This is a genomic window from Pseudoalteromonas sp. T1lg21, from assembly GCF_002964625.1.
GTDB lineage: Bacteria > Pseudomonadota > Gammaproteobacteria > Enterobacterales > Alteromonadaceae > Pseudoalteromonas > Pseudoalteromonas gelatinilytica.
On sequence record NZ_PQBX01000061.1, the window covers coordinates 389,461 to 415,593 of the forward strand.

The window sequence follows — 26,133 nt, forward strand, 5'->3', positions numbered from 1 at the left end:
TGGTTATTGATTCGCTTTGGGCACTTTGCGAATAACTTTCTTTTCTACTTCATCGAGCTTAATGACATAGGCATTACCACCAATACCTTTAAATTCTTCGTCTGTAAAGACAATCGTGTTGTCATCGTAAAAAGTGATGGCTTCTTTTTGCGTTACGATCCCGAGATCAATACGAGATACATCACCAGAAAAAAACTTATCACCCCGAAAGTTTTCAAATAACCAAATGCTGGTGGAATCGAGTAGAACTAACTTGGTTCTATCAGGGCTTAGAGCCGCAGAAGTGATCCAACAAAGTTTTTCCATTGTGGTGCAAGTTTGAAATGAATCTATTAATTGTGCATCAAAGTTCGCTGCATGATCGCCGACTTTATATACTTTTGTAATGCCATCAAATGGTTCAGTACGATTTTTGGTAAATAAATAGAGATGTCGGCCAAGCGCTACAAAGGCCTCCAAATCAAAGTTACGTTGATCCGGTTGAATTGGGCTGCCGTCCATTTCAGGATAAGTAAACTTGATTATCTCTGCTTCTGTTGTGTCGCCCTTAATATCGATTGGGTTTTCGATTTTATAAATAGTTAACCATTTTCTGTCGTTTTTATTATTGCCAAAGTCGCCCAAGAAAAAGTGACCAAATTTGTTTTGTGTCATGTCTTCCCAGTCAATGTTTTTAGCATTGGTAACTAAAATTTCTTTCGCTATAGAGCCATCTTCATTAAGGCGGTAAAGTTTTGGCTCGTCGCCACTGTCGTTAATAGCCCAAAGTCGATTAAATTTATCAAATTCAATCCCTGAGATTTCTCTAAGTTTAGGGTCTACAGTTAAACGTTTTTTACTATAAAGAGTATAAATAGAAGAGCCAACCAGTAATCCAATAATGGTGACTGACAAGATAAAAACCGTAAGTAAGCTTTTTTTTAACATTAACAAGGGAATGGCTTTGAATAATGTGTTCAGTATAACTTACTAAAGCGGTTGCTGTATATTCCAAACCCCTGTTCCAGTGACAGACATAAAGTTAATGTTATCTTGCAACACTTTATGCCCAACATTAACAGACGATTCAGGGTGGCTCACTAGGTAGCCTTGAACACTGTTAATGCCCATCGATTTTACAAGCTCGAATTGGGCGAGTTCTTCTACTCCTTCAGCCACCACTTTTAATCCGAGTTTACGGCCCAGCTCACTGACTGAGTGCATGATTTCATTATATTTAAGATTATCGTTAGCCTGTGCTACAAACAGTTTATCTAGTTTGATTACATCGATGGGCAAATCTGCAAGGGTGCTTAGCGAGCTAAAACCTGTGCCAAAATCATCGATTGCTATAGTGATCCCTTCACCTCGAAGCTTTTCTAATGATTGAATGATTTTATTACTTGCTTTGATTAACGTTGATTCGGTAATTTCAAGCATTAGTGCTTTTGCAGGCAGCCCCGTTTTAGCAAGCTTTTCCATGACCCACTCATAAATATCGTAATGCTTTAACTGCACGCCAGATATATTCACAGAAATAGACACTTTTTTCATCCCTGCATTATACCAAGCGGACATTTGCCGACATGATTCCAACATGATCCAATCACCAAGTTCTAATATCAGATTAGATTCTTCAGCAATGGGGATAAACTCGTCAGGCGTAATTGAGCCTTCAACAGGATGATCCCAGCGAACCAATGCTTCAAAATAATCAATGGCGCAGTCATCTACATGTACAATAGGTTGAAAAGACAAATGAAAACTGCTGCTAGCAATAGCAAGACGCATTTCTTCTAGCAAGTAATGATAGCGGCGAATTTTTTTGCCCATTTCGGGTGAATACACCTTAAAAATTCCACGACCATCTGTTTTTGCTCGATACATTGCTACATCAGCCATTTGCAGTAATGCTTGTGGAGTGGATGCGCTATCAGGGTAAACAGCAATACCTATGCTGGCGCTAATTTTTATTAACTTATTCCCTAATACAAAGTCTCGTTCAATTTCGTGTAATACATTTTGTGCGACTTCTAATGCTTTCTCTTTATCGTCTTTTAAGTTAATGAAAATAGAAAACTCATCTCCACCAAGACGTGCTAGATTTTGCTCTAATTGGCTAATGGGTGAAATGTTACTTATCTTATGGTGTCGTAAAACACTGCTCAAGCGTGTTGCTACTTGAATTAACACATCATCACCAAAACTGTGACCAAATGAGTCATTCACCTGTTTGAACCCGTCTAAATCTATAAATAGTAAAGCACAGCTGAACTTATCCATTTCAGCGAGTCTTAATTGTTTTGCTAGGTGTTCTATATAGGCATGTCGGTCAATAAGGTGGGTTAACTTATCTTGATAAATACTGACTTCAGATTCACGCGTGTAATTAGTGATATGGGTAGTAAGTGTCTGAAAGTTATTTTGTAACTGATCAAGTTGCGTATGCTTTGTTAGGTCCGAGTCTGTGGCTAAATTTAGGCTGTTGAGTAATTCAATTGCCTTAGTGTTAAGCATTTTGATTGCGTATTTCTCATGGTTGTTTTGGAATCTTAAGTTAACTAACCAACTGACTGCTAATGCTAACAAGATTAAAATGATAATGTTGACTGGTGAGAATAATGTAGTGAGTATAAGTTCTGAAGTCATCGCGGTGACGACTGACTCAGTTGTTGTGTTTATAACAATATAAGAAATGTTATTGTCGTAGATTAAATGCTGGCCACTTAATACAAGGTTATACCAAGGTGCCGCTACCACAGTAACATCAGTACCTTGGAAGGTATGTAGTTCTAAGCCTTTTGGCGCGTACATCAGATCATTGACTTGTTTAGTCAAGAAGATATTTAAGCCATATATAAAAGCTATTAAAGTTATAATACTTATTGATAAAGTTCGAAGAGCATTGGCCATACATTACTACCATTGTGGTGTTTTTGTTTTACAATAAAACCTCACCAGTTAATACACCGAGTATATTGTGTGCATCTAGATTAGACAAAACCTTTCTCATACTTTGGGCATGGATGAGTACAGAATGTGAAAATTCATAGTAATTAGTGTTAATGCTCTAAAATGTTTTTCTTATATAATTTTTATAAGACCTTACTTTTATACTGCATTGTTGCCATTCATTAAGTAATCTTTTTCTCTAGTACTGACAAAAACGCTGATAAATTTTCATACTGATAATATCTATGGTTAGTGTTCTGCTAAATAAAAATTAATTACATTGTCTACGTTTTATTCTTTCAAATTCTTGTGTGTTGAATTAATTATTTCTTCACCCATCTGTAAATTTTTAAATGTTATATGTCACTTTTCAAAAAGGATTGCGAGTTTTATTCGAATCAGATTTCTGAATAGCAAGTTACAAGGTCAGAAAAAGTGGCGATAGAAAAGCTGGAAAGCAGCACTGTCAATGCTTTTATGGATGGCTAACCTGTTTGAATTTACGCTTTTCTACTTATTGTGTTTGCATATGCGCTGGGATAGTTTTTAAAAACGTTAATTGGGTAGTGCTGAATTAACGATTAGTTTATAGAACTAAATATGCGTTGTGTTTTATAAGTTAATGTGTGATAAAAAATTAATAATTAGTCAGAACAATAAATATTTTATTTTCATAGGGTTCGTTAATCTATTTGGCAAGGCTATATGATGTAAATGCTTTAGTTTGTTTTTGTAAATTATCGATAATGTGTTTTTGACGAACGAAGTCGTGTTTCTTTTAGTGTGATTGCTCTAATTCTCCACTTCAATTTTATTCACTTTACCCAACCTAAATTGTTATCTATTTTTTTTATAAGTTGCGATGTGAGTTGATAAAAAAGGTACTGAAAATAAAGTATATTTTATTATCAACTTGGTTCAGTTATTGCTCGTAATAATATAGCAATATGATTATTGTAGTTTTTGTATGTTTTGTGCACTATGGTGGTGCGAAAAACAAACAGCTGCACTGTCATAATGCGTAAATATAGGTTTGATTTACTAACAGTGAACTTGATGTTTTAGTAAGCAAGTTTAGAGACCTGGAACGCACAGCTTCCGCTGAATGAGTCGTCAATGCGGTACTGTGGCAAGGATTAATTTACCAATTGGTTGAATTGGAGCCCACTATGCTAAGTAAACGTTTTTTTAAAACTAAAGACGAAACAGAAGTTACCTTTGAATTCCAACACCCTGACGCTGATGACGTACAATTAGTTGCAGAGTTCACAGATTGGCAACCCGTGCCAATGAAGTTCAATAAAAAAGAACAAGTATTCAAATGCAAACAGCGCTTACCGCTTGATCAAGAATTTCACTTCCGCTACTTAATCAATGGCGAAACATGGGATAACGATCACCAAGCTGATGGTTATATTCCAAACGGTTTTGGTACTGATAACAGCATTGTTAATACCCAACGCGCTTAGGTGTTTTAATGCAGTCACTTTCCCAGTTATATTACCTGCACGGCATAGGCTATGAATATACTAAGTACACTGGCGAACATGTTATTTTCGATGAAAGTACACGTAGGCAGGCACTTAGTTGTTGCGGTATCGATACCCAAAATGCAGATGCAATTAAACAACTTAATTTTGCATTAGATGCAGGTACTTGGCTGAACTTGTTGCCTCATACAAGTATTATTGAGGCACACCACCCAATTTTGAAAGTACGCGTTGATGAGCGTTTATTGTCACGTTCATGTACATTAAGCGTGCCTTCGCTTGATATTCACTTTACGCGTGAAAACTTACAGGACTTAGCTGTTCTGGGTGATTATGGTCTAAACGGCATTCGTTATCTTGAGCTTGCTTTACCAGTTCCTGACATGCCAATTGGTTATCATGATGCCCTCATTACTGTGGCAGATCAGCAATCCCACAGTCAGTTATGGATTACCCCAAAAGAGTGCTTCTCTATTGATGATAAAAAGCGTCTGGGCTTATCGATTCAGCTTTATAGCTTATGCAATGAAGAGGGGCTCGGAATTGGTGACTTTGCTGATTTAGCAAATCTAATTACAGAAGCTGCAACACATAACATGGATTATGTGTTACTAAACCCGCTGCATTTACTCTTTGAACACAGCCCTGAGCGAGCAAGTCCTTACAGCCCAAATAGCCGAGCGTTATTGAACCCGCTGTATATTGCAGTGTCATTATGTGAAGACGCCAAAAATAATAGTGCACTTGATAAATTATTGGCCGATAAGCCCCACAATAGTGCGCCTTATATTGATTACACTTCGGTCAGTGATTTCAAATATCAAGTATTTAGTCTCTTGTATCAGCATTTTTGTGAGTTTGCTTCAGCACAGCGAAAACAGCAGTTCGCTCGTTTTTGTGAAACTCATAAACACAGCTTGTCGACCATGTTGGTCGGGGACCGTGATTATGCTAGCTACTTACAATGGCAAGCTCACCTACAATTAAATATCTGCCAGCAAGCTGCCCGAGACAGTGGTATGGCAATTGGCCTTATTAATGACTTAGCCGTTGGCTGTGCTGGTGATGGTAGTGAGTTCAAAAGCCAAAATGAGCTATTTGCAGATAATGCACATGTTGGAGCTCCGCCAGATCCTTGGGCTGAACATGGTCAGAATTGGGGCTTGCCGGCACTCAATCCACAAAAGCTAAGTAAAGACCACTTTGCTTTTTATCGTTCACTTATCCGCGCCAATATGGAAGATGTGGGTGGTCTTAGGATTGACCATGTAATGGCAATTCGTCGTCTTTGGTGGTGTTTTGAAAATAACGCCCAGCAAGATGGCTGTTATGTCTATTATCCATTTGAGCAATTATTAGCGGTTCTTAAAATTGAGTCTCACCTTAATCAATGCGTAGTAATCGGTGAAGATTTAGGCGTGGTACCTAATGAAGTACGTGAAGCTTTAAAAGCGAGTGCAATCTATTCAAATGGCTTGTTCTATTTTGAAAAAGATCACCAAGGGGACTTTTTAGCCGCTGAGCATTTTGCTCCCCATAGTCTTTTAATGATAGCCAACCATGACGTGCCACCTTTCAAAGGTTGGTGGGTTGGTCATGATATTACGATTAAACAACAATATGGTTTGCTTGATGAAGCGCAAACTCAGGCTCAATTCGATGCGCGAAACATTGAAAAGCATCGCATGCTTAATTTTATCTCGCGAGAGTCAAATCAGCATTTATCGTTAGATACAGATGCCTTTATAGTTTATGAAGCGTTGGCATCCTCTTTAGCGGCAGCACCAGCAAAATTATTTACTATTCAAATAGATGATTTAGACCAGCAAATACTGCCTGTGAATATCCCCGGTACTGACAAAGAGTACCCAAATTGGCGGCGTTTATTGTCGCGCCCAGCGGCGCAAATTATTAAAACGCAACAGACATTGTTAGCCAATTTAATTTCGATAAGGAATCAATAATGCGAAGTCGTGTTCGTCAAGAGCAAAGTGCACAACCTGTTATTTATCAAAAACAAATTGATGCATTAGCCAGTGGTTGTTTTAGAGATCCTTTCAGTTTTCTTGGAGCGCACAAAAGTGGCGATTCAAGCTATGAAATTCGTTGCTTTTTGCCTGGCGCAAGCAGTGTTTCGGTTCTACTTGGCACAGAAAAAATCGTTGCGCAGCAACAAGGTGATAGTCATTTATTTATCGCTAATATCAAATCAAAATTGAAACCTGACTACCAACTAGATGTCAGTTATAGCGATGAATTTAATCATCAACAATATGATGAGTACAGCTTTGAAAGCAGCTTAGATGAACAGGCAATGTATCTGTTTAATGAAGGCAGTTTAGAGCATGCCTATCAGCATTTTGGTGCGCATTTTGTCACTCAACAAGGCGTTGATGGTGTTCGTTTTACTGTATGGGCGCCGAATGCCAGCAGTGTATCTGTTATTGGTGAATTTAACTATTGGCAGCGTAACCGTCATTTTATGCGTTTTCATCCTGCCAGTGGGGTATGGGAGTTATTTATCCCAGGGCTTAAAGAGCATCAATGCTATAAATTTGCTATCACCACTTTGAGCGGAGAAGTACTTGATAAAGCCGATCCATTTGCGTTTAAGATGCAACAAGCACCGGGTACGGCGTCCGTACTGCAAAAGCTAAAAACGGGAATTCAACTTTCTGAAAAAGCGTTAGCAAATCGTGCGAAACGAAACAGTGTTAATGCACCTGTTAGTATTTATGAAGTGCACGCGGGTTCTTGGCAAAGACGAGATAACGGTGAGCGCTATCTAACATGGCGTGAACTTGCTGATAATCTTATTCCTTACACTAAAGAGCTCGGCTTTACGCATCTGCAATTAATGCCAATTAGTGAATACCCTTTTGATGGTTCTTGGGGTTATCAACCCGTTGGATTATTTGCCCCGACCAGTCGCTATGGCAGCTTTGAAGATTTTGTTTACTTTGTAGAGCAATGTCACGAAGCCGATATTGGTCTTATTCTTGACTGGGTACCTGGTCATTTCCCAAGTGATCCACATGGTTTACATCGTTTTGATGGCACCCACTTATACGAACATGCCGATGTAAGACAAGGCTTTCACCCTGATTGGAATACCTATATCTACAATTATGACCGCGCAGAGGTTCGTAGCTTTTTAATTGCGAATGCAATGTACTGGCTACATGAATTTGGCATTGATGGCTTACGTGTGGATGCGGTTGCCTCAATGCTTTATTTAGATTACAGCCGTGAAGAAGGGCAGTGGGTTGCAAATCAGTACGGTGGCCGAGAAAACTTAGGTGCCATTGAGTGTTTAAAACAAGTCAATATGCGCTGCTATGCGAAAAACCCAGGCATTATGATGGTGGCTGAAGAGTCAACAGCATGGCCGGGTGTTACGCGCCAAGTTGACCATGATGGTTTAGGTTTTGGTTATAAGTGGAACATGGGTTGGATGAACGACAGTTTGCATTATATGCAGCGCGATTCCCTTTACCGTTCGCATCACCACCATGAAATGACGTTTTCAATGGTTTACGCCTACAGTGAGAACTACATTTTACCGCTTAGCCACGATGAAGTGGTACATGGCAAAGGCTCATTAATTGAAAAGATGCCAGGGGACGACTGGCAAAAGTTTGCAAACTTACGTGCATACTATGCCTTTATGTGGGCGCATCCAGGTAAAAAGTTATTGTTTATGGGTGCAGAAATCGCCCAGCGTAAAGAGTGGAACCACGACCAATCGCTTGATTGGCATTTACTTGAGCATATTAGCCACAGTGGCATGCAGCAAACGATTAAAGATTTAAATGCTGTTTACACCAGTACGCCAGCTTTATACGAGCAAGATACCAGCCCTGCGGGTTTTGCGTGGCTCGATAGCAATAATGCTGAACAAAGTATGTTTAGCTTTATTCGCTATGCAAAAAAAGCTGAAGACTTTGTGGTGGTGATCTGTAACTTAACGCCGCAGGTGTATCACGACTATGTGATTGGTGTGCCAAAAGCTGGCGCTTATCAAGTTATTTTGAATACAGATAAGGCGGACTATTTTGGCTCTGGCGTTGCAGCAACTAATCATGCTGAACAAATCATTGTAAGCCAAGCGAAAGAAAGCCATGGCTTTAATCAAAGCATTAGCGTGTCTTTGCCTGGTCTTGCGACAATTTACCTTAAGAAGGTGAACGATGAGTCATAGTGTCGAACTCGAAGTCGGTGTGAGCTCGCCGTTGGGTGCGTCTGTTGTGGGTAATGGCGTGAACTTTGCTGTGTACGCGCCACAAGCACAACATATGTCATTGTGCTTATTTGATAGCAGTGGTCATTCAGAAATTCTCACCTTAGCGATGCATATGAATGAAGGTGGTATCTGGACACTAAAAGTGAGCCCTCTGAAAAGTGGCGCCTTGTATGGTTTTCGCGCTGATGGTGAGTACGCACCCGAAAAAGGACTCTTTTTTAATAATCACAAACTGCTGTTAGACCCGTATGCCCGAGATTTGTATGGTGAGTTTACTTGGAGTGAACGTCACTATGGGCAAATGCCTGTAGGAAAGTTAAGTCAGGTTAACAATGCCATTGATATGCCAAAATCACGAGTCCGTGAGTTAGCACCTTACAGCGGTAAAAAACCGAATCACTGCTGGGGAAAAACGGTTATTTATGAATGTCATGTGGTTGGTGCAACCTGCCGTCACCCTGAAATTCCAAAATCGTTACAAGGTAAGTTTTTAGGTTTAAGCCACCCTAGCTTTATTGAACACCTACGCACTATTGGTGTGACTTGCTTAGAGTTATTACCAGTTCATGCTTTTATCAGCGAGCAGTTTTTAACAGCCAAAGGCTTACAAAATTACTGGGGCTACAACACGCTTAACTTCTTTACGCCGCATAAAGAGTATCTCGTTAATGATGATATTAGTGAGTTTCAAGAAATGGTCGCGGCGCTTCACAAAGCAGATATCGAAGTGATACTCGATGTGGTTTATAACCACACAGCAGAGGCGGGCACCGATGGACCTATCTTGTCGCTACGTGGCTTAGACAACTTAGGATACTACCGCACCATTGCTGATAAACCACAGCATTATATTAATGATACCGGCTGTGGTAACACGGTAAATATTGATTCGCCTCGCTCTTTACAGCTGGTACTTGATAGCTTGCGTTATTGGGTTGAAGTGATGGGTGTCGATGGCTTTCGTTTTGACTTAGCAACCATTTTAGCGCGTAACCCAAATGGCTTTAATCAGGCACATGCGTTTTTCCAAGCGATTAATCAAGACCCTGTACTCAGCCAAGTTAAACTCATTGCAGAGCCATGGGATATTGGCCCAGGTGGTTACCAATTAGGGGCTTTCCCTGCGCCTTGGCGTGAATGGAATGATAAATATCGCGATACGATTAGACGCTTTTGGAAACAAGAGCAGGGCGTAATTGGCGAGCTTGCAAAACGCTTACATGGGTCGTTCGACTTGTTTGAGCATAACCTACGTGGGCCACTTAACAGTATTAATTTCATCACCAGTCATGATGGCTTCACGCTTGCAGACTTAGTCAGCTACGAGCATAAACACAACGAAGCCAATGGTGAGCAAAATCGTGATGGCCACAGCGGTAATCATTCATTCAATTGTGGTGTCGAAGGCTTTACCAATGACCCACAAGTGAGCAAATTACGCTTACAACAACAAAAAAATATGCTGTTAACTTTGTTACTTTCTAAAGGCGTGCCTATGCTTTCATTAGGAAGCGAAATGGCACACTCACAAGGTGGTAACAACAACGCCTATTGTCAAAACAATCGCACAAGCTGGTTAGCATGGAAAGACTCACAGTTAAGCCATCCTCTAACTCGATTCATTGATGACGTACTGCGCATTCGTAAGCAGTTCAGCATTTTTAAACATCGCTTTTTTGTGCACGATAATGACCCGCGTTATGACGTGGCGTGGTTCACCGAATCAGGCAGCAATATGCAACAAGACGATTGGCATCAAGGCGATCGTCAAGTGTTGATATACAGCCTGACAGACAAGCACACAAATCAAGCTTTATTGATCATATTAAATGCAGGATCAGAGCCGGTAACTTGCCAACTTCCAAGTTTAGATAAAGGTAAGTGGCAGTTAGCACTGACTAGCATTCATCCTATGTCAACACAGTTTGTTGATAAGGAACACCAGATTGCTGCAATGAGCAGCTGGGTTTTTACCGCCAATTCAGAGGATCTAAATCATGGCTAAAAATGCCGATCAAGTATGTGTTGTTAAGGGCTGGCAGGATGCGCCTACAGTTGATGAAAGTACCTTAGACGATGATTTATCACGCCATTTTTATTACACCCTTGGGCGTGACAAAGTGGGTAAATCACAACTGTATTTATACCATGCATTAGCATTAACTATTCGTGACCGATTAGTTGCTCGTTGCCGTGTGACAAAACAGCAAATTCATGAACAAAAACGCCGTAAAACAGCTTACTTATCACTTGAGTTTTTAATGGGCCGTGCCCTTGGTAATGCGATTTTAAACTTAGACTTAGATGAGCAAGTAGCTAAAGCGTTACAAGGATACTGCACTGAACTTGAGCAAGTTGCTGAGGCTGAGCACGATGCAGGTCTGGGTAATGGTGGCTTAGGTCGTTTAGCTGCCTGTTTCTTAGATAGCTGTGCAAGTCTTGCATTACCTGTAATTGGCTATGGTATTCGTTATGAATACGGCATGTTTAATCAAGCGATTGAAAATGGTCATCAAATTGAGCAACCGGATAATTGGTTACGTGAAGGGCACCCGTGGGAGCTGAGTGCACCAGAGCAATCAAAACGCGTAAAATTCTTTGGTCATGTTGAAAGCTATACTGATAAATACGGTCGTGAGCACCGCCAATGGCTAGATTCTCAAGATGTGTTAGCTGTGCCTTATGATGTGCCAATTCCTGGCTATAAAAACGATATCGTTAATACCTTACGTTTATGGAAATCAGAAGCCACCGACGAATTTGATTTAAGCGAATTCAATGCGGGTAGTTACTCTGAAGCAGTAGCGCGTAAAAACTTAGCTGAACAAATCACTATGGTTCTTTACCCGAATGACAGTAGTGAGAACGGTAAAGAACTGCGTTTACGTCAGCAATACTTCTTATCATCAGCGAGCTTACAAGACATCATTGATACGTGGGTTAGCAAACATGGCGAAGACTTCTCTGACTTTGCCGATTACCATGTTTTTCAATTAAACGATACACACCCAAGTATTGCAGTAGCAGAGCTAATGCGTATTTTGGTTGATGAGTATGAGCTTGATTGGCAAGAAGCCTGGTCTATCACGACTAAAACGATGGCGTATACAAACCACACTTTGCTTCCTGAAGCATTAGAGAAGTGGTCAGTATCTTTATTTGCCCGATTATTACCGCGTATTTTAGAGATTATCTACGAAATCAATGCGCGTTTCTTAGCTGAAGTGGCGTTAGCTTGGCCTGGTGATGTTGAAAAGCAACGTGCGTTGTCACTTATCGAAGAAGGCCCTGAGCCACAAATCCGCATGGCGTATTTAGCGATTGTGGGTAGTTATTCGGTGAATGGTGTGGCTGCACTTCACACTGAGCTTCTTAAAGCGGGCTTATTCAATGAGTTTTATCAGCTTTGGCCTAAAAAATTCAACAACAAAACCAATGGTGTAACACCACGTCGCTGGTTAGCACACTGTAACCCTGAGTTGGCTAAACTGCTTAATCAACATATTGGCGATGAATGGGTTGCTGACTTTAGTAAAGTTAGCCAGTTACGCCGTTTATATGACGACCCTAAATTCCATAAGCAATGGCAAGCTGTAAAACACAGCAATAAGCAACGCCTTGTTGAATTAGTGAAAAACCGTTGTGGTGTAGAGTTTGATGCCGAAATGATGTTTGACGTGCAAGTTAAACGTATTCATGAATATAAGCGTCAGCTTTTAAACGTATTGCACGTTATTCACCTTTACGACCGTATTCGCCAAGGCGATACAGCAGACATTGTTCCTCGTTGTGTGCTATTGGGCGGTAAAGCTGCACCAGGTTACTACATGGCGAAGAAAATTATTAAATTAATTAATAATGTAGCAGAAGTGATCAACAAAGATCCGCTAGCTAAACCGTATTTAAGAGTTGCTTTTTTACCTAATTACAACGTGACAGCAATGGAGACTATTTGCCCAGCGACGGACTTATCTGAGCAAATATCTACAGCAGGTAAAGAGGCATCTGGCACAGGTAACATGAAGTTCATGATGAACGGCGCATTGACTATAGGTACGTTAGATGGCGCTAACATCGAAATTCGTGATGCAGTGGGTGCTGACAACTTCTTCTTATTTGGTGCACGTGCAGAGCAAATTGATGATATCAAAGCGCACTATAATCCTGAGCAGATTATTCACCAAACTGACAGCCTCTATAAAGTAATGCAATTACTTGAGAGCGGTCACTTCAACTTGTTTGAGCCTAATTTATTTGACGACATTATCGCGGCGATTAAGAGCCCGCACGATCCATGGTTAGTCGCTCATGATTTTGCCAGCTTTGTAGAAGCGCAAGAGCAAGTTGAACAAGCCTACTTAGACACTGCTCACTGGACCAAAATGAGTATTTTGAATACTGCAGCCAGTGGCATGTTTTCGAGCGATAGAACCATTGGTCAATACAGTGACGACATCTGGCATTTGGAGCCATTACTGGATACTAGTGCACAGCAAAACACACAGAAGAAAAGCAGCTAGCTTAAGACGGAGAGAGTTATGCCAAGTTATGCAAATCGATACATAAGTAGTTTAACCAGAGAAACGTATGCCCTTATCCTAGCAGGGGGGCGAGGTTCGCGTTTACATGAATTAACAGACTGGCGTGCTAAACCAGCAGTGTATTTTGGTGGTAAACACCGAATTATCGACTTTCCACTGTCGAACTGTATTAATTCAGGTATTCGTCGTGTTGGTATTGCTACTCAATATAAGTCGCACTCATTAATTCGTCACGTAAACCGTGCATGGGGCCACTTTAAGAAAGAACTTGGCGAATCAGTCGAGATCTTACCAGCATCACAGCGTTACGGTGATGAATGGTACTGCGGCACAGCCGATGCGGTATTCCAGAATATGGATATTATCCGTCATGAGCTGCCTAAGTATGTAATGATCCTCTCTGGTGACCACGTTTACTGTATGGATTACGGCGGTTTATTGGCAAAACACGTTGAAACAGGTGCAGATATGACAGTATGTTGTATTGAAGTACCTTGTGAGGAAGCTGCTGATACATTTGGTGTAATGACGGTTGATGAAAGTAATCGAGTTCGTCGTTTTGATGAAAAACCAGCTGCGCCAACCTCTGTGCCGGGTAAGCCAGGCACCTGCTTAGCATCAATGGGTAACTATATTTTCAATACTGAATTCTTATTTGAACAATTGAAAAAAGATGCTGAAACGGAAGGCTCGGGCCGAGATTTCGGTCACGATATTATCCCTGCTATCATCGAAGAGCATAACGTGTTTGCTTATCCGTTTAGAGACTCTAACACCGATGGTCAGCCCTACTGGCGCGATGTAGGTACCCTTGATTCGTTCTGGGAAGCCAACATGGAGCTGGTAATGCCACAGCCTCAGCTTGACCTTTATGATCCCAAATGGCCAATCTGGACATATCAAGAGCAATTACCACCTGCTAAGTTCATTTTTGATGATGATGATAGACGTGGTATGGCAGTTGATTCAACGGTATCGGGTGGCTGTATTATCTCAGGATCGTTAGTGAGAAAATCACTATTGTTCTCGAATGTGTATGTACATTCATTTTGTGAAATTCAAGAGTCTGTGATTTTACCTGGTGCAAAAATACAGCGAAACTGCCGAATTAGGCGTGCTATTATTGACCGCAATTGTGAGATCCCAGCGGGTCTTGAAATTGGTTACGATCACAAAGCCGACAAAGAAAATGGCTTTAGAGTTTCGAAAAAAGGGATTGTATTGGTAACTCGTGATATGTTGAATGAACTTGCAAAGAAGTTAAAGCAACAAGAGCAAGATAATAAACGACTTGCTTAAGCAATTACGCTAAATGAAAAAGGGAGGGCATGTCCCTCCCTTATTTATATTTGAATAATACCAATTCGTTAATTAAGTGGTAGTGCGGATTGGTATAACAGTTTTATGGAGTACTGCAAAGCATGCATGTATTGATGGTAGCTGCAGAGAATGATGCATTACCGAATGCAAAAGTCGGTGGTGTAGCGGATGTTGTTAGAGATTGCCCTAAAGCGTTAGTTGAAAAAGGCCTTAGTGTTGATGTAGTGATCCCTGATTATGGCTTTGATTATTTAGAGCGTCATCACATAGGTGTAGTGCATGTACCATTTGCAGGTCAAATGCAAAAACTGGATGTGTGGAAGCTTGCTAAGAGTGATGAAGGTGTAACGCAACTGCTTATATCTCATTGGGAATTTAGCCGCCATAACGGCGCTGTTTATTGTAATGATGAACCAGGTCGCCCGTTTGCTACAGACGCAAGTAAGTTTGCGCTTTTCAACGCTGCTGTTTGTGAGGCACTGCTGCAAGGACTTATTCGCACTCCTGATGTTGTTCACTTACATGATTGGCATAGTGCCTGTGTTGCTTTGTTACTTAAAACAGACAACCGCTATAGAAAGCTAGCGCATTTATTTTTAGCCTACACTGTTCATAACCTTGCATTGCAAGGGATACGACCTTTTAAAGGGGATAGCTCAAGCCTAGAAGCCTGGTTCCCAAGCTTAGGCTATAACGGCGAACGATTATGCGATCCGCGTTATTTTGATTGCTTCAATCCAATGCGTACAGCAATTAATCTGGTTGATAAAGTACACCTCGTTTCGCCAACCTATTGCCAAGAAGTATTGCGTCCAAGTGATGCTGAAAAGGGCTTTTTTGGTGGTGAAGGGCTTGAAGCTGACTTGCAAGCAGCCTATGAACAAGGCCGCGTAGTGGGCATTCTTAATGGTTGCGAATACCCAGGAATGAAGCTTGATGACATTAGCTTCGCGAGTCTTTATCAACATGCCGAAAATGCGTTATTTCAATGGATGGCAAAAAGCCCGGTATTAGATTCAAGCTATTACATCGCGCATCAACGCTTACTTAAATTTAAAACTCAGCCGTTTTCAGGGCCATTAGTAACCAGTGTGGGTCGTTTAACGGACCAAAAAGCACTGTTACTTCGCCAGCCTTATGATAAAGGACTGGTGTTAGATGAGTTATGTCAGCGCTTAAAACAACATAACGGCTATATGATTATTTTAGGCTCAGGGGATGCTGAACTTGAGCAAATTATGACATCAGTTATGGCTCGTCAAGAAAACCTGCTATTTTTAAAAGGGTACGCACATTTTGTTGGCGAATACATGTATCACTTAGGCGATTTATTTTTAATGCCAAGTTCGTTTGAGCCCTGTGGTATCAGTCAGATGTTAGCGATGCGAGCAGGTCAGCCATGTTTAGTACATGGTGTAGGCGGTTTGCGTGATACGGTAGAGCATCATGTGAGTGGTTTTAGTTTCCATGGTGAGAGTTTAGCATCACAAAGCTACGAACTTGTTACTAGTTTTAGCGATGCGCTTGAGCTTAAGAAATCACAACCAGAGCAATGGTGTGCAATATGTGAACAGGCTAAAAATGCCCGTTTTACGTGGCAATCCGTTGCAGAAGGCTATTTATCAGGCTTATATCAATAAAAAATGCGTGATTCATGGTAATTAAGTGACTTTTTTGTCAATTTCAGCTATTAATTACTTAGTGTGAGATAAAATATAAAAAGTAGGTAAAGTGGCTGTATTTGTTGCTAGGCAAGCGGTCTTTAATCGTCGTCAACAAGTTGTCGCCTATGAGCTACTATTTAGAGATAGTTTACAGAATAGTTTTCCTGATGTGTCTGAGAGTACAGCAACAGCTCGACTCATTATGGAAAACCAGCTCAATTTAGGTACCCGTCATATTACGTCGGGCAAAAAAGCGTTAATTAATATAGGTCCAGAGTCTCTGAAGCTGGACCTTTGCGCGTTTTTGCCAACTCAAGATGTGGTGATTGAGTTACTCGAAACCATGGAGCCTACTGACGAAAATTACGAATATTGTCGTGAGCTTTTTCATAACAACTATAAGTTGGCACTGGATGATTTTGTTTACCAACCCGAGTGGGATCGCTTTTTAAAACTTATTCGTCTTATCAAGTTTGATGTTCAGCAGACACCCTTTGAAGAAATTGCCCCTGTTGTAAATAAGCTTAAAAAACATAAAAAAATAAAGCTTTTGGCAGAAAAGCTTGAAACAGCCGATGATTACGACAAAGCCTATAAAATGGGCTTTGATTTCTTTCAAGGTTATTTCTTTGCTAAACCCAAAATGATTCAGCATCGCGATATTGATTACAACTACGCGCTGGTATTATCAATTTATGCTGAAGTCATGCGCCCAGATCCAAATATAAGTGAAATTGCGGGCTTGTTCTCGTTAGATACCGCACTTGCTTATAAATTGCTGCGCTTAATTAATAGCGGCGTGTTTCCTATTAAAAGCAAAATTGGCTCTCTAAAACAAGCGCTTGTCTATTTAGGTCATGAACGACTGAAAAAGTTTGTTAGCCTAATTATTACTGCCCACAGTGCCCAGTCAAAACCCGCTGAGCTTACTCGGCTTTGTGTTGTTAGAGCGCGATTTTGTGAACTTATTGCGCAGCGTGTTGCTAAGCAACAATCAGGTGAGGCATTTTTAACGGGACTGTTTTCGTTGCTCGATGCCATCTTAGATCAGCCAATGGAAAAGCTATTGGATCGATTGCCGTTTCCTGACGAAATTCATGCTGCTCTCATGCAAGAAAAAAATATCCTCTATTACATACTTGAAACGGTTAAAGCTTACGAAACTGGCAGTTGGTGGGCACTTGAACAGGCTGTTGCCTATTTAAGTATTGAAAGTGCTGACCTTCCCAAGATATACGAAAATGCGGTAAATTGGAGCGATAGCTGCAGACAGAACCTATAAGGGATTTATGCGCAATATAAATATGGATGTTTTACGGGGTATTGCAGTACTCGGCTTGATGTTTATGAACATCTACACTTTTGCTGTGTTCGAGTACGATTATACCCCAAGTGCTACGCCACCATTTTCAGATTCACTAATATACATTTTTAATACTGCTTTTATTGATGGGCGCTTTAGGAGCCTTTTTTGCTTGTTATTTGGTGCGTCTTTAGTTATTCAATGGCAGCTTTGGCAAAGCGTCGAGAAGCAACATAAGCGACTAAAAGTTTTGGCTTTTATAGGCCTTGCCCATGGTTTTTTATTGTGGGCTGGCGATATTTTGTTTATTTATTCTTGTGCAGGCTGGTTAACGCTTAAATTTAGCCAGCAAGATGACGAAAAAATACTGCGTATGGGCATGCTGTTTTTACTTCTTGGTGCCTTCATTTCATTTTTACTCTCCTTTATAGAGCCAGAGTTTAGCCCTGTAACGAGAAGCTCTGAGAGCTTTTTAATGGCGTATGATGCAGCTTATTCTTCTTATTTTGCAGGATTCGTCAGCAATTTTTTGATGTTTATCATAATGCTTATTGCTGTGCCACTCATCACAATGTGGATGGCTGCAGGGTTAATGCTGGTGGGTGTTTATTTATATAAACAAGGGGTATTTGTTCATGGTTTAACACACCCTCAGCTTAAGTTGATTACTGCTGCAGCGATAAGTTTTACGGCTCTGAGGTTGCTGATAAACTCGGATCAGAGCGTATTTATGTACGCGATTTTAGAACCGATTAATTGGCTGGCAGCTTTAGCCATGGCCATTTGTTATTGCCACATCATTGTGAAAATAGTTAAAAACTCTCCCAGTAACTGGTTGCTGCTACAGCAGGCTGGACGCATGTCATTGACGTTATATCTAATGCAAACAGTCATATTTATCCTGTTTTTTAAAGTCGCATACCCAACCGCAGCAGTTAATTTTGATCGCATAGATTATTGGTTGGTCATTGCTGTTGTGCTTGTTTTTCAATTGTTTTTTTGTAAAGTGTATAGTCAGTACTTTACACATGGTCCGTGTGAATTAATTTGGCGAAAATTGTCTAGATAATTCCTCGTATACTACAATCAAAGAAAAACAAAGCGGGGTGGTAATGCGAGTTTGCTTGTTGGTTTTTACATTGCTTTGCTGTTCACCACTTTATGCTGGCGAGCAATTCTCTGTGCTGTTAGTTAATCCCTCAGTTAAAACTGATTTGTTTTGGCAAAAAGTGACTAATGTGATGCAGGTTGCTGCAAAGCAAAATAATGTTTCTCTCACAACAATTTATGGCGGTGGAAATCGCCACATTCAATTAGCCGAACTCAAACAATACCTGCAATATAACCCTAAACCTGATTACGCCATTTTAATTAATTACCCAGGTGGCGCAGAGCAGTCAATGAGCTTGCTTGAACAACACAAAGTGAATTTTATCACTCTCGAAGAAACGATTGTTGGCGTAGAGCGTGACGAAGTGGGTAAACCCCGTCAGCGCTTTAAGTATTGGTTAGGTGAAGTATTTCACGATAACTTCAAAGCCGGTGAGCAACTTGGTAAAGCCTTACTTAATGAGGCAATAAATGCAAAGCAAACGCCTCACTTTGTTGCGATTAATGGTCATTATGGCACAGAGTCAGACACCCGCAGTGACGGCCTTGTTCATTATTTACGAAAACAAGATGTTGAGCTTGAGCAAGTTGTGTATGCCAGTTGGAATAAGCAAGAAGCCGAGAATAAAGTGAGCCGATTATTACAACGATACCCAGATACGAATGTGATTTGGTGTGCGTCTGATTTGATGGCGCAAGGTGCCCTAGAAGCAGTAAAAGGTAAAAAAGATAAAGCCTATTTCATAGGTGGCATTGATTGGCTTGATGATAATTTAGACTTAATAGAACAACAAAAACTCACTGCCAGTGTTGGCGGGCATTTTATGATGGGAGCATGGGCTTTAATTAGCGTGGTCGATCATCATAATGGTAACCCTTATTGGCAAAATCACGATGAGATTAAGTTTCAGCTTGGGGTGATCACAAAGCACAATATTCAAAGTTACAGCTGGCTAAGAAACATCAAAGATTGGTCGGTTATCCCTTTTGAAACCTTCTTACTGCAAAACAGCAAAAGCACTGAGTACGCCTTCGATTTTGATACGCTACATAGTTTATTGAGCGAAAAGCCCAAAAACGCAGCGCAACACTAAAAGTGTAGTCAAAGAGCCTAGATTCTACCTAGCTTGGTAAAGGCTTCTGGTATAAACTAGCGGCTTTAAAATCCAGACAGAAGTGTGCCATGACAGAGTTAAAGCGATTAAATAAATTTATCAGTGAAACAGGTTTTTGTTCACGCCGTGAGGCAGATAAATATATTGAAGAAGGTCGTGTTACTGTTAACGGCAACTTGCCTGAAATGGGCGTAAAAGTTAGTGACGCCGATGATGTACTTATAGATGGCAAACCTTTAAAAGCAAAGCCTAAGCTGGTTTATATTGCCTACAACAAACCTGTTGGCATTACTTGTACAACTGAGCGAAAAATCCAAAGCAATATTGTTAAAGCTGTTAATTACCCAGAACGTATTTTCCCGATTGGACGCTTAGATAGACCATCAGAAGGCTTAATTTTCTTAACTAACGAAGGCGACATCGTTAATAAAATTCTTCGTGCTGGTAATAATCATGAAAAAGAATACGTAGTAACGGTTGATAAGCCGCTAAACCGCCAGTTCGTGAATAAGATGGCAAACGGCATTCCTATCCTCGATACCGTTACTAAAAAGTGTAAGGTTAAACAAACAGGCCCGCAGCAATTTACTATAGTGCTAACACAAGGCTTAAACCGCCAAATACGCCGTATGTGTGAATATTTAGGCTATGAAGTGGTGACTCTAAAGCGCACACGAATTATGAACGTGACCCTAAAGGGTTTAAAAGTAGGGCAGTGGCGCCACTTAACCGAACAAGAAATGGCTGAGATCAATAATTCAATTGCCGACTCAGGTAAAACGGAAGAGCGTTCAATTGATGAAAACAAACAGCCAACCCAAGCTCGTGCTAAGCAAAAGCCACGTAATGAAGAAGAAAAAAAGCGCGACTTTTCTAAATACGTAAAAAAAGCACGCAGTGATGCCAAGCAAGGACAATCAAGATCTAAGGCTGGCAATTCACACTCATCAAAACCAAACCAAACGAAGCGTAGCAGTACTAAACGCATCGGCACATTAAGCCTGAAAAAGTAAACTTAGTGCATTAGAGCCCTGACTAGTCTTTACTGGTTTGCTTCAGGGTTCTAAATGATACAGATTTCAACCTTAGCCTTTATTAGGGTAAATGGCATCATCTTCCAAAAGGTCTCTTTTCGGTTTAAATTCTTTTTTAGAGAGTTTTTTCGCGATAATATCGTTAAGTTGATGTTTGTTTACAAAGAACAGCTCTTTTGTATTGTTATCTTCAAATAGTAATAGTGCTACTTCATTGTTTTTAACGCTTGCTTCAATCAATTTGAGTCCATTCACAATCAAGTTAGGTCTAAAATACAGAGCAACCTGGCTGTGTTGTGGAAAGTCATAATGAGATTCAACAGTGCGGTTTGAAACAGAATCACACTCGAGCTCTAAATCGGCTGATTGTTGCCCTTCACAAATATCTGCGATTGGCGTGCCTATTTCCCCAAAAATCCATCTTGAGTTAAATATCAATCCATTTTGTCCTTCAATTGCTAAAACAGCATCAGATAAACTTTCAACGGCAACATGAAAAGCTACATTAGACTCATGCTGATAGTGTGTATTTTCATTGGCGCTTAAGGTACCACTGAATATTGCAATCAATAAGTAAAGTACTTTTCTACGCATCTTAGCCCTTCAAGTATTAAATCAGCAGCAATAGGTTAGCACACAAGCTGATAGATTAATCATTAAATAGACACCCACTTTAAAGATAATCATTAAACAGACACTCACTTTATTTAAAACCACAACCAGAACATCAAAAATGGACACCCACTTTAAATGGACACCCACTCTAAAAGTAACTAGACACCCATCTTAAATAAAAAAATTTATTTTAGACACAGGCGAGCTCTCTGCATTCGACTTTACCGAGAATTATAAATAAGTTAATAATTGATAGCTGACCAATTTTGCACGACTCATAAACAGGGTTATCAATGGCTAGCTTTCAGAATGTATTTATCTTTATCGCATCCCTATTGTTTGTTGGTTATGGGGTGTTGGGGTTATTAACGAATAAAATTCGTGTAGGTAGCCGAAGTTATACAGGGAGCATTAGCACCATTTATAAGCACCAAGAACCAGTGCGCTTTTATTTTTGGTGTTGCTTATTTTCATTTGCTGGCTGTGGCGGATTTTATTATCTTTTTGTTTATTAAAATAAAAGGTAATAAAAAAGCCCTAACAATTTGCTGATAGGGCTTTTGGTTGAGAGTCAATCTGTATTAATTAGCGTGACGCTGTTTAGGTACTTTGATCTTAAACAGCATGGTATAAAGCACAGGCACAACAATCAGGGTCAGCACTGTGGCAAAACCAAGGCCAAACATAATAGTTACCGCCATTGACTGGAAGAACACGTCAAATAGCAGTGGGATCATGCCTAAAATGGTGGTAATCGCAGCCATCGCTACAGGACGCACACGACTTACACCTGAGTCAAACACAGCTTTGTAAGGGTCTTTGCCGCTATCGAGTTCAAGGTTAATTTGGTCAACTAACACAATGCCGTTTTTGATGAGCATGCCGCTTAAACTAAGTAAGCCAAGCAGGGCCATAAAGCTAAATGCTGCATTCATTAGTAATAAACCTGCCGATACACCGATGATTGCCAATGGCACCGTCGCCCATATTACTAAAGGTTGTTTAACCGAGTTAAACAGCAGCACTGTGATTGCGAACATGGCTAAGTAACCAAGTGGTAATGAACCAAAAATCGCTTTTTGTGCTTTGCTTGATGATTCAAATTCGCCGCCCCATTGCAATTCGTAGCCATGTGGGAGCTCAATTGCCTCAATGTTCTTTCGTACACGGGCAAAGAGTTTAGCAGGTGTTTCATCGCCAATGACATCGTGGTCGGCCATCACTGTGATGGTTCGCTTACGGTCACGTCGCATGATCAAGCTGTCTTCCCATTCAACAATAAAATCATCAACTACTTGTGTCACCGGTACAAACACACCTAACACTGGGCTGTAAATTTGTAAGTCTCGCAGGCTTTCAACGTTTAAGCGCTCTTCAGCAGGCGAGCGAGCAATAATTGGCAGCATTTGTGTGCCGTCTTTATAAACACCCACTTGTTTACCCGATAAGCTAGTGAGAAGCAGCTGATCAAGGTCTGATTTAGCAATTCCTAAACGACGGGCTTTTTGCTCGTTAAATTGCGGACGAATTAACTTCGAGCGAGCACGCCAATCGTCACGAATATTAAATGCTCCCGCATCTTGATGCAGAATATCTTTCGCTTGTTTCGCTAATTGGCGAAGTACCACAGGATCAGCACCAGAAAAACGCGCTTCAATTTTTGCATCTGTTGATGGGCCAATTTCCATACGTTTAACTTTAAGCTGAGCATCAAGTACATGCTCATGTTGGTAATCACGCACTTTTTTGATCATGGTAGTAACAGCTTCGCGGTCTTTAACACGAATAATCAATTGCCCATAGGCTGGGTATGATTTTTCAGGTGCGTAAGTCAGCATAAAACGCGGTGCACCTTGGCCAACCGTTGTGGTTACCTCTTCAACCAGTGGGTCTGCTTGTAAGAACTTTTCAAGCTTTGCGACGCCATCCATTGTAGTATGAATATCAGCGCCTTGTGTATGCCAATAATCAACGTAAAACATCGGTGTATTAGATGCAGGGAAGAACGACTGCTTGATAAATTTAAAGCCAAACACAGAGCTTACAAGCATGATAACCATTAGCAGAAGTGTCGTTTTACGATAACGCATTGCTGCATGTAACACGCCTTTATAGACATTAAAGATAACCCCTTGATAAGGGTCTTCATCATGATGCGGTTGTTTCTCCGTTGCCTGTTTAAACATTAAATCAGCGAAGAACGGCGTTAAGGTAATGGCGGTGATCCAGCTAAGTAATAATGAAATAAACAATACCCAGAACAAGCTGCCAGCAAATTCACCACTGGCATCTGAACTCAAGCCAATTGGCGCAAAGGCCGTAACGGCTATAACCGTTGCGCCTAGTAACGGCCACTTGGTTTGTTCAACGATATTGGTTGCTGCTTGCAGTTTTGTTTGTCCGCGCTTTAGGTTTATCAATATGCCTTCGGTTACTACAATGGCATTATCAACCAGCATCCCTAAGGCTATGATCAAGGCACCAAGCGAAATTCGCTGTAAATCAATGGCAAACAACTTCATGAAAATGAAGGTACCTAGAACGGTCAGTAGGAGAATTACACCAATCAATACACCGCTTTTAAAGCCCATAAAGACTAAAAGCACAATAATAACAATGGCAACGGCTTCAAGTAGGCTGATAATAAAGCCACTTACTGACTTTTCTACTTCAGCTGGTTGGTTATAAACGCTGTTTATTTCCATACCATGTGGTCGTTGATATTCCAGTGACGCTAAGTGGGCATCAATATTTGCACCTACATCAACAACGTTAACGCCTGTGCTAAACGATACGCCTACCAGTAATGCTTGCTGCTGGTTATAGCGAATAATATTGTTAGGGACTTCTGCATACTCACGAAAAACGGTAGCAACATCACCTAAGTAAATAAGCTCATTTTCACCTGGCTTAGAAATAAGTAAGTTTTCGAGCTCTTTTACGTCTTTAAATTCACCGGTTGGGTGTAAGCGAATTGATTCATCGCCAACGCGGACTTTACCTGCGTTCGACACGCTATTTTGAGTTTGTAAAAGCTGATAAATACGATTAGGCGAAATACCTAACTGGGCAAGTTTGCGGGTTGAAATCTCAACCATGACTTGTGCTTGTTGCTCACCACCCACGGTTACTTTACTAACGCCATCAACCAAAACAAGCTCACGTTTTAAGTAATCAACGTAATCTTTAAGCTCATCGTAAGAATAACCATCGCCAGTGACTGCATACATCACCCCGTATACATCCCCAAAGTCATCCATAATCTTGCTTGGATAAACACCAGAGGGCATCGACGATGCTTGATCGTTAATTTTTCGACGCAGTTCGTCCCATATTTGGCGTAAGTCTTGTTTACGATAATTGCTTTTCATCTCGACGGTAATTTGCGATTTACCTGGTGATGAAATACTGGTTACGTAATCAACATACGGTAGTTGTTGAATTGCATTTTCAATAGGGAAGGTGACTTCTTCTTCAACCTGCTGTGGTGACGCGCCCGGATAAAGGGTGATTACCATGGCTTTTTTTAGGGTGAATTCAGGGTCTTCTAGTTGTCCTAAGCCAAAGTAAGCGACCGTTCCACCAATCAGTAAAAACAGCGCGAACATCCAGCTAATGACTTTTCTTTCAATAGCGAGTGCTGCAAAGCTCATTATAAGCCTCGCTCTTTTTGCCATGGACGCACTTTCATGCCTTCTTCTAAAAAGTGCACACCAGCAGCCACAACGATTTGGCCTTCTTTAATACCTGAGAGTACTTCAATGCCATCACGATGTAATTGGCCAACTTCAACAGCTTGTTTGTGCACTAAACCAGTGTTTTCGTCATAAAGCCATACATAGCTGTTGTTGTTTTCAGACTCAGTAGGCTCTGAGAATACCGCCTCAACTGGCAGCAATGTATAAGGTGATTGTGAGCTGGTGATTTTGCTTAAATCTATATCAACGCGGCCAGTCATACCGGCAAGTAGATTAAAATCTTCTGGCACAGGTAATGAAAACACAACTTTATACGTTAAAGTAATTGGGTCGGCTTGGGTATCGAACTCTTTGACCGTTAATTGATATGACTTGTTTGGGTAACCATCAAATACAACATCAGGTTGGTAGTGAACATCTTTATCGATGCGTGCAATGAGTTTTTCGGGTACTTGAATAACCACGTCCATTAGGTCACGGGTTTCAAGGCGAAGGATGTTTTGTTTTGCTTGAATGTTTTCAAAGTTTTTCACAAACACCTTTGCCACAGTACCGGCGAACGGCGCGCGTAATTCACTATTATCTAGGTTGGTTTTGGCAATTTTAAGCGCTGACTCAGCAACCTGTTTATTAGCAAGCGCTTGGTCTAACTCAGATTGGCTGGCAATTGAGCGGTTAAATAGCTTTTGCACACGCTCAAGTTGAGATTCTGCTAGTTCATAGCGTGCTTTGCGCTCATCATATTGCAGTTGAAAATCTTCAGGATCGAGTTTGGCTAAAAGCTGGTCTTTCTCAACGTGTTGGCCCGCAAGAGCAGGGAACTCAAGTAACTCACCATTCACACGAAAGGCAAGATAAGAACCTTGGTTAGCAACCACTTCAGCAGGAAAGCTGCGAATGCTTTGCTCTGAATTATTGCCAATATTAAAAAGTTTAACAGGGCGAACTACCGGCTCTGCTTCACTTTGTTGTGCTTGCTCTGAACATGCCGCAAGTAACAGAAACATGCTGCTCATTAACACGGCGGGTGCCAATCTCATTGTCTTCTCCATAGATAAGAAAGCATAAA

Annotated in this window: 16 protein-coding genes; 11 read left to right on the forward strand and 5 right to left on the reverse strand. The window is 40.8% G+C overall.

Features of this window, described 5'->3' with window-relative positions; translation table 11 throughout:
* Nucleotides 1-3: 3 nt before the first annotated feature.
* Both C2M25_RS18460 and C2M25_RS18465 read right to left on the reverse strand, forming a co-directional pair.
* Complete coding sequence (locus tag C2M25_RS18460; protein ID WP_105181821.1) at nt 4-927, reverse strand: hypothetical protein; 924 nt, start codon at nt 925-927, stop codon at nt 4-6.
* A gap of 42 nt (nt 928-969) precedes the next feature.
* The gene (locus C2M25_RS18465) at nt 970-2,892 is read right to left on the reverse strand and encodes a putative bifunctional diguanylate cyclase/phosphodiesterase (RefSeq protein WP_105181822.1); all 1,923 of its coding nucleotides are present in this window, start codon (nt 2,890-2,892) and stop codon (nt 970-972) included.
* Between the two features lie 1,208 nt (nt 2,893-4,100).
* Between C2M25_RS18465 and C2M25_RS18470 the strand changes: the two genes are divergently transcribed.
* From C2M25_RS18470 to rluF, 11 genes are all read left to right on the forward strand, one after another.
* The gene (locus C2M25_RS18470; protein ID WP_054562386.1) at nt 4,101-4,400 is read left to right on the forward strand and encodes an isoamylase early set domain-containing protein; all 300 of its coding nucleotides are present in this window, start codon (nt 4,101-4,103) and stop codon (nt 4,398-4,400) included.
* A gap of 8 nt (nt 4,401-4,408) precedes the next feature.
* Entirely contained in the window at nt 4,409-6,385 is a 1,977-nt protein-coding gene (malQ, locus tag C2M25_RS18475; RefSeq protein WP_105181823.1) for a 4-alpha-glucanotransferase, read from the forward strand.
* Nucleotides 6,385-8,622, forward strand: coding sequence for a 1,4-alpha-glucan branching protein GlgB (gene glgB, locus C2M25_RS18480; RefSeq protein WP_105173540.1), 2,238 nt, complete (start codon nt 6,385-6,387; stop codon nt 8,620-8,622). The genes malQ and glgB overlap by 1 nt, the downstream gene beginning before the upstream one ends.
* The gene (gene glgX / locus C2M25_RS18485) at nt 8,612-10,669 is read left to right on the forward strand and encodes a glycogen debranching protein GlgX (RefSeq protein ID WP_105181824.1); all 2,058 of its coding nucleotides are present in this window, start codon (nt 8,612-8,614) and stop codon (nt 10,667-10,669) included. Before glgB ends, glgX begins: the two co-directional genes overlap by 11 nt.
* The gene (locus tag C2M25_RS18490) at nt 10,662-13,184 is read left to right on the forward strand and encodes a glycogen/starch/alpha-glucan phosphorylase (protein ID WP_105181825.1); all 2,523 of its coding nucleotides are present in this window, start codon (nt 10,662-10,664) and stop codon (nt 13,182-13,184) included. The genes glgX and C2M25_RS18490 overlap by 8 nt, the downstream gene beginning before the upstream one ends.
* Before the next feature lie 18 nt (nt 13,185-13,202).
* Entirely contained in the window at nt 13,203-14,504 is a 1,302-nt protein-coding gene (gene glgC, locus C2M25_RS18495; protein ID WP_105181826.1) for a glucose-1-phosphate adenylyltransferase, read from the forward strand.
* A gap of 122 nt (nt 14,505-14,626) precedes the next feature.
* The gene (locus tag C2M25_RS18500) at nt 14,627-16,165 is read left to right on the forward strand and encodes a glycogen synthase (RefSeq protein WP_105181827.1); all 1,539 of its coding nucleotides are present in this window, start codon (nt 14,627-14,629) and stop codon (nt 16,163-16,165) included.
* A 91-nt stretch (nt 16,166-16,256) separates the two neighbouring features.
* The gene (locus C2M25_RS18505) at nt 16,257-17,471 is read left to right on the forward strand and encodes an EAL and HDOD domain-containing protein (RefSeq protein WP_063707588.1); all 1,215 of its coding nucleotides are present in this window, start codon (nt 16,257-16,259) and stop codon (nt 17,469-17,471) included.
* A 7-nt stretch (nt 17,472-17,478) separates the two neighbouring features.
* Nucleotides 17,479-18,561, forward strand: coding sequence for a DUF418 domain-containing protein (locus tag C2M25_RS18510; protein WP_082874131.1), 1,083 nt, complete (start codon nt 17,479-17,481; stop codon nt 18,559-18,561).
* A gap of 43 nt (nt 18,562-18,604) precedes the next feature.
* Nucleotides 18,605-19,696: an ABC transporter substrate-binding protein gene (locus tag C2M25_RS18515; RefSeq protein WP_234003610.1), complete on the forward strand. Its 1,092-nt coding sequence runs from the start codon at nt 18,605-18,607 to the stop codon at nt 19,694-19,696.
* A gap of 89 nt (nt 19,697-19,785) precedes the next feature.
* Nucleotides 19,786-20,730, forward strand: a complete 945-nt coding sequence (rluF, locus tag C2M25_RS18520; protein WP_105181828.1) for a 23S rRNA pseudouridine(2604) synthase RluF — start codon at nt 19,786-19,788, stop codon at nt 20,728-20,730.
* A gap of 72 nt (nt 20,731-20,802) precedes the next feature.
* Here the strand turns inward: rluF and C2M25_RS18525 are convergent, their stop codons facing one another.
* The 3 genes from C2M25_RS18525 to C2M25_RS18540 all read right to left on the reverse strand — a co-directional run bounded on the left by C2M25_RS18525 (nt 20,803) and on the right by C2M25_RS18540 (nt 26,104).
* Nucleotides 20,803-21,345, reverse strand: coding sequence for a hypothetical protein (locus C2M25_RS18525; RefSeq protein WP_063707579.1), 543 nt, complete (start codon nt 21,343-21,345; stop codon nt 20,803-20,805).
* Between the two features lie 602 nt (nt 21,346-21,947).
* Entirely contained in the window at nt 21,948-25,019 is a 3,072-nt protein-coding gene (locus C2M25_RS18535; RefSeq protein ID WP_105173533.1) for an efflux RND transporter permease subunit, read from the reverse strand.
* Complete coding sequence (locus C2M25_RS18540) at nt 25,019-26,104, reverse strand: efflux RND transporter periplasmic adaptor subunit (protein WP_063707563.1); 1,086 nt, start codon at nt 26,102-26,104, stop codon at nt 25,019-25,021. Before C2M25_RS18540 ends, C2M25_RS18535 begins: the two co-directional genes overlap by 1 nt.
* Nucleotides 26,105-26,133 lie beyond the last annotated feature (29 nt).

What these genes read in the sequence shown, in the direction of transcription:
- C2M25_RS18460 (WP_105181821.1), bottom strand. Translation starts at nt 927, where the DNA reads ATGTTAAAAAAAAGCTTACTTACGGTTTTTATCTTGTCAGTCACCATT.
- C2M25_RS18465 (WP_105181822.1), bottom strand. Translation starts at nt 2,892, where the DNA reads ATGGCCAATGCTCTTCGAACTTTATCAATAAGTATTATAACTTTAATA.
- C2M25_RS18470 (WP_054562386.1), top strand. Translation starts at nt 4,101, where the DNA reads ATGCTAAGTAAACGTTTTTTTAAAACTAAAGACGAAACAGAAGTTACC.
- malQ (WP_105181823.1), top strand. Translation starts at nt 4,409, where the DNA reads ATGCAGTCACTTTCCCAGTTATATTACCTGCACGGCATAGGCTATGAA.
- glgB (WP_105173540.1), top strand. Translation starts at nt 6,385, where the DNA reads ATGCGAAGTCGTGTTCGTCAAGAGCAAAGTGCACAACCTGTTATTTAT.
- glgX (WP_105181824.1), top strand. Translation starts at nt 8,612, where the DNA reads ATGAGTCATAGTGTCGAACTCGAAGTCGGTGTGAGCTCGCCGTTGGGT.
- C2M25_RS18490 (WP_105181825.1), top strand. Translation starts at nt 10,662, where the DNA reads ATGGCTAAAAATGCCGATCAAGTATGTGTTGTTAAGGGCTGGCAGGAT.
- glgC (WP_105181826.1), top strand. Translation starts at nt 13,203, where the DNA reads ATGCCAAGTTATGCAAATCGATACATAAGTAGTTTAACCAGAGAAACG.
- C2M25_RS18500 (WP_105181827.1), top strand. Translation starts at nt 14,627, where the DNA reads ATGCATGTATTGATGGTAGCTGCAGAGAATGATGCATTACCGAATGCA.
- C2M25_RS18510 (WP_082874131.1), top strand. Translation starts at nt 17,479, where the DNA reads ATGCGCAATATAAATATGGATGTTTTACGGGGTATTGCAGTACTCGGC.
- C2M25_RS18515 (WP_234003610.1), top strand. Translation starts at nt 18,605, where the DNA reads ATGCGAGTTTGCTTGTTGGTTTTTACATTGCTTTGCTGTTCACCACTT.
- rluF (WP_105181828.1), top strand. Translation starts at nt 19,786, where the DNA reads ATGACAGAGTTAAAGCGATTAAATAAATTTATCAGTGAAACAGGTTTT.
- C2M25_RS18525 (WP_063707579.1), bottom strand. Translation starts at nt 21,345, where the DNA reads ATGCGTAGAAAAGTACTTTACTTATTGATTGCAATATTCAGTGGTACC.
- C2M25_RS18535 (WP_105173533.1), bottom strand. Translation starts at nt 25,019, where the DNA reads ATGAGCTTTGCAGCACTCGCTATTGAAAGAAAAGTCATTAGCTGGATG.
- C2M25_RS18540 (WP_063707563.1), bottom strand. Translation starts at nt 26,104, where the DNA reads ATGAGATTGGCACCCGCCGTGTTAATGAGCAGCATGTTTCTGTTACTT.